This is a genomic window from Yoonia sp. D2-7, from assembly GCF_055809435.1.
In genome coordinates this window covers 819,175-835,421 of the sequence record NZ_CM147912.1, presented here as the reverse complement: position 1 = coordinate 835,421, position 16,247 = coordinate 819,175, and the positions used below count along the sequence as shown (strand labels likewise).

At 55.8% G+C, this 16,247-nt stretch carries 20 protein-coding genes; 7 read left to right on the top strand and 13 right to left on the bottom strand.

Features of this window, described 5'->3' with window-relative positions:
• Window positions 1-34 precede the first annotated feature (34 nt).
• A complete protein-coding gene (locus AC0L7R_RS03950; protein WP_473658956.1) occupies window positions 35-736 on the top strand; it encodes a COQ9 family protein in 702 nt (233 codons plus the stop codon).
• A gap of 12 nt (window positions 737-748) precedes the next feature.
• Complete coding sequence (locus AC0L7R_RS03945) at window positions 749-1,741, top strand: zinc-binding dehydrogenase (protein ID WP_473658954.1); 993 nt, start codon at window positions 749-751, stop codon at window positions 1,739-1,741.
• A gap of 31 nt (window positions 1,742-1,772) precedes the next feature.
• Here AC0L7R_RS03945 and AC0L7R_RS03940 read toward each other — a convergent pair whose 3' ends face one another.
• The 3 genes from AC0L7R_RS03940 to AC0L7R_RS03930 all read right to left on the bottom strand — a co-directional run bounded on the left by AC0L7R_RS03940 (window position 1,773) and on the right by AC0L7R_RS03930 (window position 4,912).
• The gene (locus tag AC0L7R_RS03940; protein WP_473658953.1) at window positions 1,773-2,732 is read right to left on the bottom strand and encodes an EamA family transporter; all 960 of its coding nucleotides are present in this window, start codon (window positions 2,730-2,732) and stop codon (window positions 1,773-1,775) included.
• A 120-nt stretch (window positions 2,733-2,852) separates the two neighbouring features.
• Window positions 2,853-3,956: a 3-isopropylmalate dehydrogenase gene (gene leuB, locus AC0L7R_RS03935; protein WP_348394294.1), complete on the bottom strand. Its 1,104-nt coding sequence runs from the start codon at window positions 3,954-3,956 to the stop codon at window positions 2,853-2,855.
• 59 nt (window positions 3,957-4,015) lie between these two features.
• Window positions 4,016-4,912: a LysR substrate-binding domain-containing protein gene (locus tag AC0L7R_RS03930; RefSeq protein ID WP_473658951.1), complete on the bottom strand. Its 897-nt coding sequence runs from the start codon at window positions 4,910-4,912 to the stop codon at window positions 4,016-4,018.
• Window positions 4,913-5,012: 100 nt separating this feature from the next.
• On the opposite strand from AC0L7R_RS03930, the gene AC0L7R_RS03925 reads away from it, so the two are divergent.
• A complete protein-coding gene (locus AC0L7R_RS03925; RefSeq protein WP_473658950.1) occupies window positions 5,013-5,921 on the top strand; it encodes a Rossmann-fold NAD(P)-binding domain-containing protein in 909 nt (302 codons plus the stop codon).
• Here the strand turns inward: AC0L7R_RS03925 and AC0L7R_RS03920 are convergent.
• The 8 genes from AC0L7R_RS03920 to AC0L7R_RS03885 form a co-directional block, all read right to left on the bottom strand.
• Complete coding sequence (locus AC0L7R_RS03920) at window positions 5,844-6,749, bottom strand: endonuclease/exonuclease/phosphatase family protein (RefSeq protein WP_473658949.1); 906 nt, start codon at window positions 6,747-6,749, stop codon at window positions 5,844-5,846. The two genes, AC0L7R_RS03925 and AC0L7R_RS03920, sit on opposite strands and share 78 nt — an antisense overlap.
• A 92-nt stretch (window positions 6,750-6,841) precedes the next feature.
• Window positions 6,842-7,777: a hypothetical protein gene (locus AC0L7R_RS03915; RefSeq protein WP_473658947.1), complete on the bottom strand. Its 936-nt coding sequence runs from the start codon at window positions 7,775-7,777 to the stop codon at window positions 6,842-6,844.
• Window positions 7,778-8,290: 513 nt separating this feature from the next.
• Window positions 8,291-8,896: a 3-isopropylmalate dehydratase small subunit gene (gene leuD, locus AC0L7R_RS03910; RefSeq protein ID WP_473658945.1), complete on the bottom strand. Its 606-nt coding sequence runs from the start codon at window positions 8,894-8,896 to the stop codon at window positions 8,291-8,293.
• 48 nt (window positions 8,897-8,944) lie between these two features.
• Entirely contained in the window at window positions 8,945-9,409 is a 465-nt protein-coding gene (locus AC0L7R_RS03905; protein ID WP_473658944.1) for a hypothetical protein, read from the bottom strand.
• Window positions 9,406-9,876, bottom strand: a complete 471-nt coding sequence (locus tag AC0L7R_RS03900) for a hypothetical protein (RefSeq protein ID WP_473658942.1) — start codon at window positions 9,874-9,876, stop codon at window positions 9,406-9,408. The genes AC0L7R_RS03905 and AC0L7R_RS03900 overlap by 4 nt, the downstream gene beginning before the upstream one ends.
• Window positions 9,863-10,351: a hypothetical protein gene (locus tag AC0L7R_RS03895; protein WP_473658940.1), complete on the bottom strand. Its 489-nt coding sequence runs from the start codon at window positions 10,349-10,351 to the stop codon at window positions 9,863-9,865. The genes AC0L7R_RS03900 and AC0L7R_RS03895 overlap by 14 nt, the downstream gene beginning before the upstream one ends.
• A gap of 33 nt (window positions 10,352-10,384) precedes the next feature.
• Entirely contained in the window at window positions 10,385-11,791 is a 1,407-nt protein-coding gene (gene leuC / locus AC0L7R_RS03890) for a 3-isopropylmalate dehydratase large subunit (RefSeq protein ID WP_473658938.1), read from the bottom strand.
• Window positions 11,792-12,027: 236 nt separating this feature from the next.
• Complete coding sequence (locus tag AC0L7R_RS03885; RefSeq protein WP_473658936.1) at window positions 12,028-12,309, bottom strand: hypothetical protein; 282 nt, start codon at window positions 12,307-12,309, stop codon at window positions 12,028-12,030.
• Between the two features lie 96 nt (window positions 12,310-12,405).
• On the opposite strand from AC0L7R_RS03885, the gene AC0L7R_RS03880 reads away from it, so the two are divergent.
• A complete protein-coding gene (locus AC0L7R_RS03880) occupies window positions 12,406-13,776 on the top strand; it encodes a mechanosensitive ion channel domain-containing protein (RefSeq protein ID WP_473658934.1) in 1,371 nt (456 codons plus the stop codon).
• Here AC0L7R_RS03880 and AC0L7R_RS03875 read toward each other — a convergent pair.
• Together AC0L7R_RS03875 and AC0L7R_RS03870 are read right to left on the bottom strand one after the other, a co-directional pair.
• Window positions 13,773-13,991, bottom strand: coding sequence for a helix-turn-helix domain-containing protein (locus tag AC0L7R_RS03875; RefSeq protein WP_473658932.1), 219 nt, complete (start codon window positions 13,989-13,991; stop codon window positions 13,773-13,775). The genes AC0L7R_RS03880 and AC0L7R_RS03875 overlap by 4 nt on opposite strands.
• Window positions 13,991-14,524, bottom strand: coding sequence for a hypothetical protein (locus tag AC0L7R_RS03870; protein ID WP_473658930.1), 534 nt, complete (start codon window positions 14,522-14,524; stop codon window positions 13,991-13,993). The genes AC0L7R_RS03875 and AC0L7R_RS03870 overlap by 1 nt, the downstream gene beginning before the upstream one ends.
• A gap of 70 nt (window positions 14,525-14,594) precedes the next feature.
• Between AC0L7R_RS03870 and AC0L7R_RS03865 the strand changes: the two genes are divergently transcribed.
• From AC0L7R_RS03865 to rlmH, 3 genes are all read left to right on the top strand, one after another.
• Window positions 14,595-15,161: a hypothetical protein gene (locus AC0L7R_RS03865; protein ID WP_473658928.1), complete on the top strand. Its 567-nt coding sequence runs from the start codon at window positions 14,595-14,597 to the stop codon at window positions 15,159-15,161.
• A 160-nt stretch (window positions 15,162-15,321) separates the two neighbouring features.
• Window positions 15,322-15,696 (top strand): ribosome silencing factor, encoded by a 375-nt coding sequence (rsfS, locus tag AC0L7R_RS03860; protein WP_473658926.1) that lies wholly within the window; start codon window positions 15,322-15,324, stop codon window positions 15,694-15,696.
• Window positions 15,696-16,166, top strand: coding sequence for a 23S rRNA (pseudouridine(1915)-N(3))-methyltransferase RlmH (rlmH, locus tag AC0L7R_RS03855; RefSeq protein WP_473658924.1), 471 nt, complete (start codon window positions 15,696-15,698; stop codon window positions 16,164-16,166). Before rsfS ends, rlmH begins: the two co-directional genes overlap by 1 nt.
• Window positions 16,167-16,247: the final 81 nt, after the last annotated feature.

The window sequence follows — 16,247 nt, the reverse complement described above, 5'->3', positions numbered from 1 at the left end:
CCTAACTTGTCAAAGGTCCATAAGGAGACCCGTGATGACCGTATCTGTTGACCAAGTGATCCAGCATCTTGTCGCCGCCGCTGTGCCCCATGTCCCCTTTGATGGCTGGGGTGTTGAGACGTTCAAAGATGCCGCAAGCGACGCGGGAATCGGTTTGGACGCAGCCCGCGCGGCCTGCCCGCGTGGTGCCACGGATTTGGCGATTGCCTATCATCAGATGGGTGACGCCGCGATGGCCGAAGCCTTGGCAGAGGCTGATCTTGCAGGCATGCGGTTTCGCGACAAGGTCGCAGAGGCCGTGCGCCTGCGCCTGTCTGTAATTGACGACAAAGAAGTGGTGCGCCGTGGATCAACGCTGTTTGCCCTGCCGCATATGGCGCCAGACGGTGCCAAACTGATTTGGGGAACCGCCGATGCGATCTGGACCGCCCTTGGCGACACATCTGAAGACGTAAACTGGTACACAAAACGCGCGACCTTATCGGCAGTCTATGGGTCTGTCGTTTTGTTCTGGCTTGGGGATGAAACGGACGGGCATCACGCCACCGACGCATTCATCGACCGCCGTATCGACAACGTGATGCAGTTCGAACGGGTGAAATCCGCAACCCGCGACAATCCGGCGTTGCGTCCGCTGACCACGTTGATGGAACGCCTGACCGCTGGCATCAAAGCACCGCAAACCGCAACACGCGATGACCTGCCCGGCATGTGGCGCACGCACAAGTCTTCCTAAGAAAGACCTTCGATGACCCTACCCAAGCAAAGCCGCGTCGTAAAAATTGCACAACATGGCGGGCCAGAGGTTTTGACACCTGACATGGCGGGCACGCCTGCGCCTGCCCACGGTGAAGTGCTGATCAAGGTCGCCTATGCGGGCGTGAACAGGCCCGACGCGCTGCAACGCGCGGGGCTGTATAATCCCCCAGCGGGCGCTAGCCCCCTGCCCGGTTTGGAATGTGCCGGCGAGGTCGTTGCGCTTGGCGCAGGTGTGACCGATTGGGCCGTAGGCGATCAGGTTTGCGCCCTGTTGCCCGGTGGCGGCTATGCTGAATACGTGGTCACACCTGCCGCCCACTGCATGCCTGTGCCGGATAATATGACGTTGAAACAGGCCGCGTGCCTGCCCGAAACGTTCTTTACCGTTTGGTCCAACGTGTTCCAGCGCGGGGGCCTGCAAGCAGGTGAGAGGTTCTTAGTCCATGGTGGATCGTCGGGTATCGGGACAACAGCAATCCAACTGGCGAAAGCATTCGGCGCGCGGGTCTTCACAACGGCCGGATCCGACGACAAATGCGCGGCTTGCTTGGCGCTAGGCGCTGAACAGGCGATCAATTACCGTGACTCGGACTTTGTCGAGGTGATGCGCGCCGCAGGCGGGGCGGATGTGATCCTCGACATGGTTGGCGGGCCTTATATGCAACGTAATCTGAAAGCGCTCGCTGATGATGGCCGTCTGGTGCAAATCGCATTTTTGCAGGGCATGAAGGCTGAACTGAATATGGTTCAGTTGATGACGCGGCGGCTGACGATGACCGGATCGACCTTGCGACCACAATCAGATTTGGCAAAGGCGCGGATTGCAGCGGACCTTCGTGAAAAAGTTTGGCCACTACTTGCCGCTGGCAAAGTCGCGCCTGTGATGGATCAGGAATTTGCGCTGGATGATGCGGCGGCGGCACACGCCCGCATGGAAAGCTCTGCGCATATTGGTAAGATCGTTTTACGCGTCGGCGGTTAAACCGCGCGCGATTCTTCCGAAAATCGGTTTCTTACCGCGGCGGTGTGCGTCCTGTCATCCGGATGATCAGTGACGCCCGTGGGGTTGTTCCTGTTTCCACCCGCGACCGGCTGCGCAGAACTGGCGTGTTGGCGGAATTGCCTGCGCCGCTTTCGCGCAAAACAATGTAGAGACCAGACGCAATAATGATCGCCGCCCCAATCGCCGTGTTCATGTCGATCAGTTCGTCGAAGAAGAAGAAACCGTAAACGCTCGCCCAGAGGATTTGCGAATATTGCATCGGCGCAATGATCGCAGCCTCACCATTTTGATAGGCCGTGATGATCATCCGTTGTGCAATCCATGCAAAAATCGCGACGACCCCGAGCAGCCCCAAATGATTGATCGGCATCGGCACGTAAACCAACGGTAACAGCATCGCCATCACGATGAAGTTCACGACCATCGGGTATAGCAGCATCACAACAGGCCGTTCTTCTGACCCGATTTTGCGGACAACAATTGCCGTAACCGCCCCACCAATCGCAGTCATCAGCGCGGCTGCATGGCCCAAGGTCAGATCAGTTGCACCGGGACGCAATACGACCAACACCCCGGCAAGACCTACCAGAACCGCAATCCACCGACGCAGTCGGACCTTTTCACCCAAAACCGGAATAGCAAGAACCGTGATCATCAGTGGGGACGCAAAGATGATGGCGTAGACCTGCGCCAACGGCAGAACCGAGAATGCATAAAATGCTGAAATACCGGTGACGACCGCACCCGCCGTCCGCAAGGCCAACCACCAAGGGTGTTTTGGGATCAGCGTCCCAGCGGTTGCATCCCGCATCAGCATTACAGTAGCCAAAGGGAACGACAACAAGACCGAAAAGAACACGATCTGGATCGGGGAATATGATCCACCCAATACCTTGATGAAGACGTCATGGGTCGAAAAGACCGCAAACGCGCCAAGCGCAAACAGCGCACCTTTTGCATTGGGCGTCATGATAATGTCCTCGTTACCGCTACCAGTGTTTAGTGCAAAAAGGTTCACGCTTGGTCAAGGGCACCAAGCAAAAAGGGCCGCCAAGATTGGCAGCCCTTCGCAAAACGCATGGTGGTGTGATTAGAGCGACGCGTCGAGCGCGGCCAGAATAACGTCACCCATTTCGGTTGTGGACAGCGGTGTGCCGCCTTCTGGACCCATCAGGTCGCCAGTCCGTGCGCCGTCTGCCAACACTTTTTCAATCGCAGCTTCCAGACGATCCGCTTCCGCGCCTTGATCGAATGAATAGCGCAGCGCCATTGCGAACGACAGGATACAGGCAATCGGGTTCGCCTTGGCCTGGCCAGTGATGTCCGGCGCAGAGCCGTGTACCGGTTCGTACATCGCTTTTGGACGCCCGTTCTCCATTGGCAGACCAAGGGACGCGGACGGCAACATGCCAAGCGATCCAGTCAGCATCGCCGCACAATCGGACAGGATGTCGCCGAACAGGTTGTCGGTGTAGATCACGTCGAACTGTTTTGGCGCGCGCACCAGCTGCATCGCGCCGTTGTCAGCGTACATGTGGGACAATTCGACCTCTGGGTAGTCTGCGCTGACTTCTGTCACCACGTCGCGCCACAGGATGCCGGATTCCATCACGTTGGCTTTTTCCATGGAACACAGTTTCTTGTCCCGCTTCATGGCCAGTTCAAACGCCGCACGTGCGCCGCGTTCGATTTCAGCTTCGGTGTAGCGCTGCGTGTTTACACCGACACGCATGTTATCTTCGATGTGGATACCGCGTGGTTCACCAAAATAGACGCCGGATGTCAGTTCGCGGACAATCATGATGTCCAGACCCGCGACCAGTTCAGGCTTGAGCGATGAAAAGTCGGACAATGCGTCAAAGCACTGCGCCGGACGCAGGTTCGCGAACAGGTCCATTTCTTTACGCAAGCGCAACAACCCGCGCTCTGGCTTTACCGAAAAGTCCAGATCGTCATAGGCAGGACCGCCCACAGCGCCAAGCAGAACAGCGTCAACTTCTTGCGCCTTGGCCATTGTTTCGTCCGCCAAAGGCACGCCGTGTTTGTCGTATGCGGCACCACCGACCAGATCTTCGGACACGTCAAACTTCATGTCACGTTTGTCGCCGAACCACGTGATGACGCGCTTCACCTCGTTCATGACTTCAGGGCCGATGCCGTCACCGGCAAGAATCAAAAGGGATGGGTTCGACATATGCTGCGTCCTTGGCTGAAATTCTGTTGGACGCGGCGTACCCCGCTTAGGCCATTTGTTCAAGATACCAAGGGTGCCAAGCCTGCTGCCAACATGTCCCAGACACGTCTGATCCGCGGGGTGCGCCGCATCGCTTCGTGGGCGGTTAACCAAACCGGTAGCGTTGGCAACGGGAAGCCGAGGTCAATTTCGACAATCTCGGGGTCGTCCAACCCCAGCGTCTTTTGTGCAAACCCAACGCCACAACCTGCCCGCACGAGATTCCAATAGGCGATGTTATCGTCGCAACGAACCTTAAAGAAATGTCGATCAACGGGGACACCCGCATCGCGCATCCCGTCTATGATGCTCTTGTCCGCGTCGTAGCCAACTACATCGTGTTCTGCGATCTGTGCCGGATTATCCAATCCGCCTTTCCGCTTCAGGTAGCTGCGCGACGCAAAAACGCCCAAAGCGATTTCCCCGATATGCTGGGTTATCAGGTCTTCCTGCGTTGGCCGATACATGCGGACCGCAATATCGGCCTCGCGAAACAGCAGATTGCGGCTTTCGTCCGATGCGACCAGTTCAATCTCGATATCAGATTCCGCCGCTCTGATATCGCTGATGATCTGCGGCAAGTGGTAGACAGACGTCGCTACGCTGGCCGTAATCCGCACCGTTCCCTTGAGACTGGCTGATTGACCAGCAGCCGTCAGCGTCATCTGGTTCACCGCATCGCGCATCGCTTGGGCCGGTTCGACCAGTTGCGTGCCCGTGTGGGTTAACGACAGACCACGCGGCGCACGATGAAACAACTCCGCACCCAATTGCTGCTCCATCACTTTGATCTGGCGGCCAATGGTGGGCTGCGTCGTGCCGAGTTTGCGGGCAGCGGCCGACAGGCTTCCCGTTTCCGCCACGGCAAGAAACGCTTGGGCGAGTGACCAGTCGAGAGGCTGCAGCGTGTCATCCATACGTTTATGTATAGGACACCTACAAATTCAGGCAATTTAAATACGCACACGCATGGGTCATTTTAGCCGCAACAGATACAATTCAATAGGAAACCAACCCATGGCACAAACAGTATTGATCCTTGGTGGCAGCGGCAAAATCGGCAAACACGCAGCAGAAGCATTCTGGAATGTAGGTTGGACGGTCCGCCATTACAAGCGCGGCACTGATATGACAGCACAGGCGCAAGGCGTGGATGTGATTGTGAACGGGCTGAACCCGCCGAAATACAACGATTGGGCCAAAAACATCCCTGCGATCACGTCCCAAGTTATTGCGGCAGCGCAATCCAGCGGCGCAACAGTCATCGTACCCGGCAACGTATATAACTTTGGCGACAAGGGTGGCATCTGGGACGAAGCAACACCGCAAGCACCTGTCACCGAAAAGGGGCACATCAGGGTCGCGATGGAGGCCGCATATCGTGATGCAGGCGTGCAAACGATCATACTCCGTGCGGGGCATTTCATTGATCCGGGTCAAGACGGCGACGCCTATTCAATGGTGCACGTGGCCAAAGTCGGCAAAGGGGTTGTGACCACGCTGGGTGACCCTGACGCGATGCAGGCGCATGCCTACCTGCCCGATTGGGCGCGCGCGGCGGTGAAACTTGCCGCCATGCGGAACGATCTTGCACGGTTCGAAGACATCCCCTTCCCGGGTCACAGCTTTACGATGAACCAAGTGCGCGACGAAATGGCGGATGCATTGGGCAAACCGATGAAGCTATCCTATTTTCCATGGTGGTTGATGGCCTTTGTGGCCCCGTTCAACGAAATGATCCGCGAGTTTCACAAGATGCGGTATCTGCCGAACACGTCCCATCAGCTTGGCCATGAAAAATTCGACCGATTGCTGCCGGATTTCAAACCGACGGACCTGCGCACTGCTCTATTGTCCGGCGTCCCGTCTGACGTCCACCCAGACAAGGTGGTGCACGCCAGCGGCCAAGCCATCATCGCCCAGTAACGCGGCATGATCGTCATCCGGCGCGGGCCAGAAAACACCCGCGTCGGTCACGGTCCACGTTGTTGCGGGTAAAACGTAACTCACCCGCAGATTTCCGGGACCATCGTCATCCCAATCGGCAGTGTCCAAGCCAACGTGCGGGTCCTGCAAACGGTCATCGGAAAGGAACCCAACCATCGCGTCCTTGATCCCGTCCCCCTTATCCGGATCAAGGTTCGCATTTCCGATGACTAAAAAATCCTGCGGCGCATCGCCGTACACCCCGTTCAATACATGCGTCCACAACCGCAATTCTTCACGATTGCGCTGACCATTGCGGTCCTCTGGACCATCAAAGACGGGTGGTGTCGCAGCAAAAGCCAGCAAGTTGACGGTGCTTGCATTAGTCTTGATCGGCACGATCCAGTGACCGCTGGTAGAAAGCCGCTGCACAGCCGCCACATCGTCCGTCATCGTCGTTGGTAAAACCGCGTCTGGCACATCGCGCCACAGCAGGTGCGCATGATCCGTCACCTGCGCCGCGTCGATTGGAAAGCGCGACAGGACAGCCATCCCTCCATCCCCCGAAAATCGACCGTAGCCTTGGGCGTCGCGGGCTTCCCCGAACCACCCGTTCCCATCAAGGTCGAGCAATGTCTGTACACCCGTGTTCGGGCGCGCAGCAAAGTGATGGGGATAGTCCAGCAGCATCGCAAGCGTCCGCAATGCCATGCTGTCATAGTCGAAGTCGAAATCGGTCAGAAGCAGGATGTCAGGATCGATATGCGCAATTACGGCTTGGGCCGCGGCCAGTTGTGTATCCTCCCCCTTTTGCAGATCACGCAACAAAAGACCGGGACCATCGCGACTGAATGGGGCTGCATAGGTGGCAATGCGCAGGTTTTCGGCAACCGCACCACTGCACGTCCAAAGCAGGCAAATTAGATTGGCAGCATACCTTCGGCAGCGGCGGCGGCGTAGGCCTTTTTGCGCTGCACATGGATCATCCCGGCCACCCGCGAAAGCGCGACGCCACGCATCAAAAGACTTGCAGGAAGGAACGCCCATATTGCCACAACCCAGATCAAAGTCTGCGGATCTTCAAAGCTTAGCGGGTTCATAAAGATCCACGCGACTTTCAACATCGCTGGGATAATGAATGGCAGCAAAGTACCTAACATAAGGTTAACAAGGCTATCGCGGTTCAACCGGTCGACGACGTCACCACCTCCGGCAGGGTCAAAAGTTGGCAGGTTGACCCAAACGTTAAAGGTTCTACTGCGACGTGGCCATGCGCGCATCCGCAGCAGTATGATGAAGACCAGGAGCGACACCAAAGACGCAAGGTAGCTAAGCCCGGCAGCAGTTCGCAGTGAGCTCATGATTTCGGGCGATGTGTCTTTTGGCATCATCACCAACATCAACCGTACCGGCGAATACGGGAAATCGATCGACGCCCCAATCCGTTCACCAATGACATCAAAGAACATCACGAAGGTCGATGGCGTGTTCGAAGCGTCGCCGCTGAGAATGACGGACATCGCAAAAATCGCAACAAACAGCGCAATGAAACGCACGCGGTTATATGGCGGCGCGTCACGGAATTCGATTAAGCTGGGGCTTTGTGACGAATATTCTGCAATCGTAAAGATCGCGGCAAAAAGAGCGACAAGCATCACGACCACGCGTGCGTCACCCGATGAAGACGGCAAAAAGGCAGACGGCAATATGATCAATAGGATCACAAATAGCCCGCGTGCAATCGCTCCTGGCAGTCGTTGATACACTGCGAATTCACCCTCATTCCGGCCGGGAACGATACTTTGCCGTTCGCCTGTTCCGTTTATGTCCCGCGACTTGAGCGCAGGTTGCCTCATTGTTGCCACGTTTTTGCCTAACTTTGTTTTTGTCATCAATCCTTGAAAATTTTAGACGATAAAACTGCGGCGGTTTTGCGACACAAGTGGTGCAGCAATGCATCGGAAAAACCAGACAACGGCGCGATATTTCACGAAGCGTCAGCCGTTTTGATCCAGCCTGCCACATGAAATTTAGGGCAATCGACCGTCGATTCAGCGGTTAATAATTGATTAACGGGCCTTCTTGGCGATTCATGCTTCGCGCCATTTGCAGGTGTTTTGGTGTCGGGAAGCTGACGGGAAATATGTTTTTTCTAAGAACTTGCCTTCGAATGACCACAATTGAATCAGGGGTTTAGGCCCATTCCAACGTTGTCCGCTCAGGTCTTCATCGCGATTCTCTTTGGCGGGAGGCCGTCCAATTTCGACACAAAACGGCGAATTCGCGTTGTTTAAACCGCGAATGTGGCATCCAATCACAAAAAAGCCCGACACAATGTGCCGGGCTTTTTCGATCTTTAAGGCGTTCGTTTAGACCCAAGGACGGGCTTGGCTCGCGCTAGCCTCAAACGTGTCGATCGCCGCTGCCTTTTCCATTGTCAGACCGATGTCATCCAGACCGTTCTGCAGGCAGTGCTTTTTAAAGGCGTCAACTTCAAAGCTGAACGTTGTGCCATCCGACGCCGTCACGGTCTGTGCTTCCAGATCGACTTCGATCCGCGCGTTTGCGCCCTTCTCTGCGTCTTTCATCAACGCGTCGCGCTGATCTTCTGGCAGCACGATTGGCAAGATGCCGTTCTTGAAGCAGTTGTTGTAAAAGATGTCGGCGAAGCTGGTCGAGATCACGCAGCGGATGCCAAAGTCGGCGATGGCCCAAGGCGCGTGTTCACGTGATGACCCGCAACCGAAGTTGTCGCCAGCCACGAGGATAGACGCCTCGCGGTAGGCAGGCTGGTTCAGAACAAAATCTTCAATCTCAGTACCGTCGAGATTGTAACGCATTTCGTCGAACAGGTTCACGCCGAGGCCAGAGCGCTTGATGGTTTTCAAGAACTGCTTTGGGATGATCATATCAGTGTCGATATTGACCAGATCCATTGGGGCCGCGATACCGCTGAGTTGGTTAAACTTTTCCATGTGTCGTGTCCTTCTTGCGCCCTGATTGGGCGACTTTGATCTTTGTAATTACGCCATGTCCAGCGGTTGCTGGCTTTCATAGCGTGCTTGAATTGTCCGCAATCGTGCGGTGAGCTTTGTCAGGTCGATGTCGAAATGCAGTTTGCGCGTTTGGATTGCTTTCACTTGCAGTTCACGGGCAACGCGTGCCGCCCGCGCCTTTGCAAGTGTTTGGCTTTGCATGATATTGCTGGATGCCCAGCGCCCGCCATGTGTCGTGCCTTGCAACGGTCCCAAGACGCCCCGTTCTGCCAAATGTTCCATCACAGCCACGGCTTGGTCCGGCGTCATGTTCGTTGCTTTCGCAAGTCCCCAGACGCTGAACACCGACCGCGATTTCGCGTGATAGATCGCAGCATGAACAGCCGCAGCACTATAAGGCGCTGCAGTTGCGGTCCGCGCAAGCGCAGGCAGTGGTACAAACGGCGCCGTTACCGTCGCCCCCAATGCTTGCAGGAAACCACGCCGTTTCATGCGTGCACCCCACTGAAACAACGGGCCGAGAGGTCCATGCCGTTGGCCTTACACAACTGGTGCAAATGCGAAAACATGTCAGAGACCCGAGGCTGCGATGGCCGCGTCGTCTGTTGATCATGCTTTGCTTTTGCCGATCTGGCCTGACGTCGTTCATAGGCTTTCGCGAGACCCGCGTTGGGGTTCACGAAAATCTTGCTCGACGCTTTGACCGTACCGGGCCGTGTTGGGTTCAACGCACCAAGCAGACCTTCAGACGACATCTTTTCGATGATCGCTTCGGCCTGTGGTTTGCCGATCCCGATGCGTTTGGACAAACCACCAACACTGACTAACGGGAACTTCTTGGCATGCAAGATCGCGAGGTCATAAGTCGAGCTGGAAAAGCCCCCAGCAGCCCCGACAGTCGGTATCATGGGTGCCGCAACAGCCGCCCCAATCATCCGCAGAAAGCTACGTCGTTGCATAGGTGATCCTCCCGAAATCGACCTGTGAATTGCGTGCACAAGGCGTGCACAACCCGTGCACCGCGTAACCCGCTTTGCGACAGATCTGGTGCAGATGCACCGTCAATGGCGATAAGTCGGGGTCCAGTTCCATCGCACGCGCCGCCTGTTTGGCTTTGCGTGCCGTGGACCGCGCTGTACGTGCTGCCTTGTCCAGCCCCCACGCATCCGGCTTTAAGATATTGCTAACCGCCCGCACGTTTCCGCCCGAGAAGCCAACCGATTTCACCAATCCGTTGGTCGTCATTTCAGCAATCATCGCTTCAGCCTGCGCTGTCGACACCTTCAACCCTAAGGCAAGCCCCCGCGCACTGACATGTGCACGGGTCCGCGCATGAAAGACGGCCAGCCCGTACATGTAACGGCTATACACCGCCGCTGCAGGTGCTGGTGCGGCCATAGGCAATGCAGGCGCTGCGATTGCAGCACCAAACATTGTTAGAAAGCCCCGTCTTTTCATTTGCATGGCTTACATCAAGTCCCGCACATCAGTCAGCTTGCCTGTGATCGCCGCTGCTGCCGCCATTGCTGGGGACATCAAATGCGTCCGACCGCCCCGGCCCTGACGGCCTTCGAAGTTACGGTTGGATGTCGCCGCACAGCGTTCGCCGGGCTTCAACTGGTCTGGGTTCATTGCAAGACACATAGAACAACCCGCAAGGCGCCATTCGAAACCCGCGTCCTTGAAGATTTGCGCGATGCCTTCTTCCTCAGCCTGAGCACGGACCAGACCGGAACCGGGCACGACCATAGCGCGCATCCCGTCTTTGATCTTTTTGCCCTTCAGGATTTCAGCCGCAGCGCGGAAATCTTCGATCCGCCCGTTGGTGCAAGACCCGATGAACACAGTGTCGATTTCAATGTCGGACAGTTTCTGACCAGCCTCAAGACCCATGTAGTCGATAGACCGCTGTGCAGCACCAACTTTACCGCCTTCAAAGCTGTCAGGCGATGGCACGACAGATGTGATCGGCAGAACGTCTTCTGGTGATGTGCCCCAAGTGACGAGCGGCGCGATGTCTTCGCCTTTGATCGTCAGGACCTTGTCGAAATGCGCACCTTCGTCGGTGAAGAGCGTTTTCCAATAGGCCATCGCTGCTTCCCATTCCGCCCCTTTTGGTGCGTGTGGACGGCCCATGCAGTAGTCATATGTTGTCTGGTCAGGTGCGATCAGGCCCGCGCGTGCGCCGCCTTCGATGGCCATGTTACAGACGGTCATGCGACCTTCCATGGACAGGCTTTCAATCGCAGAACCGCAATATTCGATCACGTAGCCGGTGCCGCCCGCCGTACCCGTTTGACCGATCACGGCCATGGTTACGTCTTTCGCAGTTACACCGGGGGCAAGTTTACCGGTGATTTCGACCTTCATGTTCTTGGATTTCTTCTGGATCAACGTTTGCGTTGCCAGAACGTGCTCAACCTCGGATGTCCCGATGCCGTGCGCCAATGAACCGAATGCGCCGTGTGTCGCCGTGTGGCTGTCGCCGCAGACAACGGTCATGCCTGGAAGCGTCCACCCCTGTTCAGGGCCAACGATGTGCACAACACCCTGACGGACGTCGGACACTGGGTAGTAGTGCAGGCCGAAATCTTTGGCGTTTTTGTCCAAAGCCTCAACCTGAATACGGCTGTCTTCGGTCATCGTGGCCGCATTCGCGCGATCAAGCGTTGTTGGTACGTTGTGATCCGGCACAGCAATTGTCTGATCCGGACGACGCACCTTGCGGCCCGCCATACGCAGACCTTCAAAGGCTTGCGGTGATGTCACTTCGTGGACGAGGTGACGGTCGATATACAGCAGGCAGGTGCCGTCCTCTGCTTCATGCGCGACGTGCGCATCCCAGATTTTATCATAAAGCGTTTTGGGGGACATGTTGGTCCTCTCCCGTGGTTTGGTGGTGATGATGTAGGTGGGCGAGCGGAAACGAAGGGCTGGTCAGCCCATGGATAGCAAAGTGCATGCAGCGCTGTAGAACCGCCAAGGCAGTCGTGCGCGATCATCCATGTCGAAATTCTGTTTCATGCAGTAGCAGATATACGTCAAAAGCCATTCTATCAAGGGCCAAGCCCGCACAGCACGCGACAGATGAGCGTTAAATTACAAGCCGATCACAGCCCGTACTGGAAATAGACAAGCACGCTGAGGTGAAAGTAACCTGCGCCCAGACATCCAAGGGTGCCGATAATCGCGACAGCCACGTCAAAACGAGTCGGCATGACGCCTTTGTACCAAATGCGTCCGGTCAAAAACACGACAGGCACCAGAACAAACAGCGCAACATACCAACCGCTAAACAGAAAAATCGGGTGCGCAATCAGCACGGCAAACGGGCAAATCGCGCCCCAAATCAAAAGCAAAAACGCTGCGACGAATGGATAAATCGAATACATGTTCGCAACCTACACGCGTCACTTGGGCTTATCCAACACTTGATCGCATCCCCCAAGACGTGCGACGGTTTTACAAAGAAACAAAAGCGGGCACCAATGGCAGAACACACCGAAGCGCTTGATCCTGCGGTTGAACCACGCGATCTTGAGGTCGATCAGATCATTGATGTCGGGCAAAGTTTGCTGGTCCGCGCCGAGGTGCTTTTCGAAAGTCTTTTCCGTCCATGGAACCTTTACCAGATCGCCATTGCGATCGGTCTGTTTGCAGTTGCTCATGTTCTTAGGGCTGTTCTAGGTCCGCATATCCGAACATGGATGGCGAACCGCGAGAACTGGCCGAAATGGCGTATTCGTATCCTTGTTGTCATCCATCAACGGCTCCGCCCCATCTTCTACGTCGCGCTTTTGTGGCTGACCGTATTTGCGTTGCGTGAATGGACGTGGCCAAGTCGCAGTTACCTGCTGAGCATTGTTGCGACGCTGGCATTTGCTTGGCTCTTTATCGTTTTTGTGACCCGCCTGATCAAAAGCCCGTTTTTGCGCAAATTTGTGCGTTACGGCGCGTGGATTTACGCGACCTTAGAGATTTTGGACCTCGTTGGTGAAGCCGAAACGCTTTTGGATAGCGCGGGATTTAGCGTGGGGTCGGTTCGGTTTTCCCTGCTATTGCTCGTCCAAGCGATTGTCATCCTGAGCGTGTTGATCGCAGTCGCGCGGCTACTGACCACGTCCACATCGAACAAAATTCGCCAGAACGAAGACATCAGCCCGTCGATGCAGGTTCTGATCGTGAAGATGCTGCAGATCGGGTTTTACGGCATAGCGTTTTACGCAGGTGTCAAGGCGATTGGCATCGACCTGACCGGCCTCGCGGTCCTGTCCGGTGCGATTGGTGTGGGTCTTGGTTTTGGTTTGCAAAAGGTGGTGTCGAACCTTGTGTCCGGCGTGATTATTCTGCTCGATAAATCGGTGAAACCGGGGGATGTGATCAGCCTTGGCACGACGTTCGGCTGGATCAATTCGCTGGGCGCGCGCTACGTGTCCGTGGTCACCCGCGACGGCAAGGAATACCTGATACCGAACGAAGATCTGATCACGGGCCAAGTGGTCAACTGGTCGCATTCAAACGATTTTGTCCGGCTCGATATCTATTTCGGGACCGCTTACCACGACAACCCGCGCGAAGTGCGCCGCATCGCGATTGAGGCTGCAAAAAGTGTCGATCGCGTCCTGACCACCCGCCCTGCTGTGTGCCATATCGTCGGCTTTGGCGACAGTTCGGTGGACTACATCCTGCGGTTCTGGATTTCCGACCCGACGGGCGGCCTGACCAACATTCGGGGAAATGTGTACCTCGCGCTTTGGGACGCGTTCGAGGAAAACGGCATCTCAATCCCATTCCCGCAGCGTGAGGTTAAAGTGTTGGAAGGCGGGCCGATAAAACCGCCAAGCGTTGCATTGGATTAAGCATCACCGTCGGACGGCGCGGCCTCCAACAAATCACCTGGCTGGCAATCAAGTGCTGCGCAAATCTTTGCCAGCGTTTCGAACCTGATCCCTTTGACTTTGCCAGATTTCAAAAGGCTTAGGTTTTGTTCAGTGATCCCGATTTGCGCGGCCAGATCGCGCGACTTCATTTTGCGCATGGCCAGCATCACATCAAGACGGACGATGATTTCCATTAGACGAATGCCTTGTTTTCAGCTGCTGCACTTGCGGCTTCGCGCATGGCCCAACCAATGACGGTCATCAAGCCTGCCGCGATCAAAAAACCAAGCATGTCGCTGTTGAGCCCAACAGAAATTGCGCGTTCTCCGGCGGGATTTGCCCATGTGAGAATGACCGATTGCACGGGGATCAATATCATTTCGATCAATGCGACCCCCATAAAACCAACGCCAATCCGCTGGATAAAGCCTGCGGATTGATCCGTCAGCACGGTCCCCTTTTTGTAGCACCCGAACAGGCGGCGCATTTGATCAAGCGTCCAGACCCAAACGCCCAGCGACAGCAGCCCCGCGAGCATCGACAGCCAGATCAGATGATTGGGGATGTCGGGGGTGACCGCAAATGCCGGAAACTTTTGCTGCAAGGTTTCAGCGGTCGGAAAGGTCAGGATCAGTCCTGCGATGGTTCCAATGACGACAAACGCCATCACGACGATTGTCGCGATATAGAGCGGTCCGGCGAGGCGTCGCACACGATCAACTTGCATTTCAGAATCCTCTTTTCATTTCTAAAATTTATCGTAAAACAATAAAATATATCTGTCAAAGGAGATTCTCATGAAGTCGATCATACTCGCCCTATCCATTGCGTTAGGTTTTGCACTGCAAGGCTGTGGGACCGTGGTTTTGTCCACAGTTGCAGCGCTGAACGCCACGTCCCCTCTCACCGCCGATCCAGCCGGGTTTGAAGTCGCCGTTGATATGCCTGAAGGCGGTGATATCGCGCCGGATGGTGCAACGATCAATCTGTTCATGTCCCACACGGAGCTTGGTGAAGACGTTAATGAAACCTATGTTTTACAGCGCCGCCAGTCTGCCGATGGACGCATTCTATTCCGCATCAATCCGCGTGATCTGGACATGGTTCGGGCCTTTCAAGCCAAGGCACGCACATGGGAAGCCAATGATCCTGACGCATCATCGGGCGGTTTCGGTGTTTCAGTTGTTGCCTGTTCCGTGGGCGATGGTCCTGCAGACGACGCCACGTTTTCTGTATCGATTCGCACGCAGGTCGATGGCGGATTCATGCCTCTAATACGCAATGCACGTGTCATGGACGCCATTGAGACCGTAGAAGATCTTGATGATGATGCACAAAACCCGCCAGCGGCCCGTTGCGAATAACCGAAGGGGTTGGTTGAAAAAGACTGATTTGGTTGATAAATGGGAGTTAGGCAACCGCGCCGAGCCTCCCATTCTTCCCTTTTGACGGCGCGCGACGGAGGACAATGTTCTGTCTTTATCCCCATCGGTTGCAGATGCAGCCATTCGTGGAGCGGTCACAATGACCGGCGTCCAAACCGCTGACAGCGAAACGCTTCTCGCGGCGATCCTGGAATCACTTGATGACGACAAAGGTGAAGATGTTGTGCAGATCAACCTGCGCGGCAAATCCGAGATGGGTGACTATATGGTCATCGCATCAGGTCGGTCCACCCGTCAGGTGTCTGCCATGTCCGAAAAGCTGGCGGACAAACTGAAGGCCGAATTTGGCGTTTTGTCGAAGATCGAAGGCAAAGACACAGGCGACTGGGTCTTGATCGATACAGGCGACGTCATCGTACATATTTTCCGCCCTGAAGTCCGCGAGTTCTATCAGTTGGAAAAAATGTGGACACCGGGTTCCGGCCCTGTTGAGGCGCCTGCGGCAATCGACTGATGCGCGTTCATATCTGCGCTGTGGGCCGCTTGCGAAAGGGGCCCGAGCGCGAACTTTACGACGATTATCTGACCCGGTTTGACCGCACGGGTCGCGCCCTTGCGCTTGGCCCTGCAAAACTGATCGAGGTCGAGGATAAGAAAGGCGGCGGCATGCCTGCAGAGGCTGCTTTGCTCGAACGCGCCATTCCGACCGGATCATTGATTTGCACGATGGATGAACGCGGCGATGTCATGTCATCCCCTGCTTTTGCGAAACGTTTGGGGCAATGGCGTGATCAAGGTCGAAGCGATCTAACGTTTGTGATTGGCGGTGCCGATGGGATTGATTCAAGCCTACGTGCCCGTGCTGATGCGTCCTTGAGTTTTGGTAAAATGGTCTGGCCCCACATGCTGGTCCGCGTGATGTTGGCCGAACAACTGTATCGTGCCGCATCAATCCTATCGAATGGCCCGTATCACCGCGTCTGAGGGAGCCTCCGGCGGGGATATTTGCAGCCAAAAGAAGCCCGCTTCGGTTTTCCTTTTGTGATGGATCGGATAGACGCGATG

Coding starts and splice junctions, on each gene's coding strand:
- AC0L7R_RS03870 (WP_473658930.1), bottom strand. CDS start 14,524: ATGCAAGTTGATCGTGTGCGACGCCTCGCCGGACCGCTCTATATCGCG.
- rsfS (WP_473658926.1), top strand. CDS start 15,322: ATGACCGGCGTCCAAACCGCTGACAGCGAAACGCTTCTCGCGGCGATC.
- leuC (WP_473658938.1), bottom strand. CDS start 11,791: ATGTCCCCCAAAACGCTTTATGATAAAATCTGGGATGCGCACGTCGCG.
- AC0L7R_RS03915 (WP_473658947.1), bottom strand. CDS start 7,777: ATGAGGCAACCTGCGCTCAAGTCGCGGGACATAAACGGAACAGGCGAA.
- AC0L7R_RS03885 (WP_473658936.1), bottom strand. CDS start 12,309: ATGTATTCGATTTATCCATTCGTCGCAGCGTTTTTGCTTTTGATTTGG.
- AC0L7R_RS03875 (WP_473658932.1), bottom strand. CDS start 13,991: ATGGAAATCATCGTCCGTCTTGATGTGATGCTGGCCATGCGCAAAATG.
- rlmH (WP_473658924.1), top strand. CDS start 15,696: ATGCGCGTTCATATCTGCGCTGTGGGCCGCTTGCGAAAGGGGCCCGAG.
- AC0L7R_RS03930 (WP_473658951.1), bottom strand. CDS start 4,912: ATGGATGACACGCTGCAGCCTCTCGACTGGTCACTCGCCCAAGCGTTT.
- AC0L7R_RS03950 (WP_473658956.1), top strand. CDS start 35: ATGACCGTATCTGTTGACCAAGTGATCCAGCATCTTGTCGCCGCCGCT.
- AC0L7R_RS03905 (WP_473658944.1), bottom strand. CDS start 9,409: ATGAAACGGCGTGGTTTCCTGCAAGCATTGGGGGCGACGGTAACGGCG.
- AC0L7R_RS03865 (WP_473658928.1), top strand. CDS start 14,595: ATGAAGTCGATCATACTCGCCCTATCCATTGCGTTAGGTTTTGCACTG.
- AC0L7R_RS03880 (WP_473658934.1), top strand. CDS start 12,406: ATGGCAGAACACACCGAAGCGCTTGATCCTGCGGTTGAACCACGCGAT.
- AC0L7R_RS03945 (WP_473658954.1), top strand. CDS start 749: ATGACCCTACCCAAGCAAAGCCGCGTCGTAAAAATTGCACAACATGGC.
- leuD (WP_473658945.1), bottom strand. CDS start 8,896: ATGGAAAAGTTTAACCAACTCAGCGGTATCGCGGCCCCAATGGATCTG.
- AC0L7R_RS03925 (WP_473658950.1), top strand. CDS start 5,013: ATGGCACAAACAGTATTGATCCTTGGTGGCAGCGGCAAAATCGGCAAA.
- AC0L7R_RS03940 (WP_473658953.1), bottom strand. CDS start 2,732: ATGACGCCCAATGCAAAAGGTGCGCTGTTTGCGCTTGGCGCGTTTGCG.
- AC0L7R_RS03895 (WP_473658940.1), bottom strand. CDS start 10,351: ATGTTTGGTGCTGCAATCGCAGCGCCTGCATTGCCTATGGCCGCACCA.
- AC0L7R_RS03900 (WP_473658942.1), bottom strand. CDS start 9,876: ATGCAACGACGTAGCTTTCTGCGGATGATTGGGGCGGCTGTTGCGGCA.
- leuB (WP_348394294.1), bottom strand. CDS start 3,956: ATGTCGAACCCATCCCTTTTGATTCTTGCCGGTGACGGCATCGGCCCT.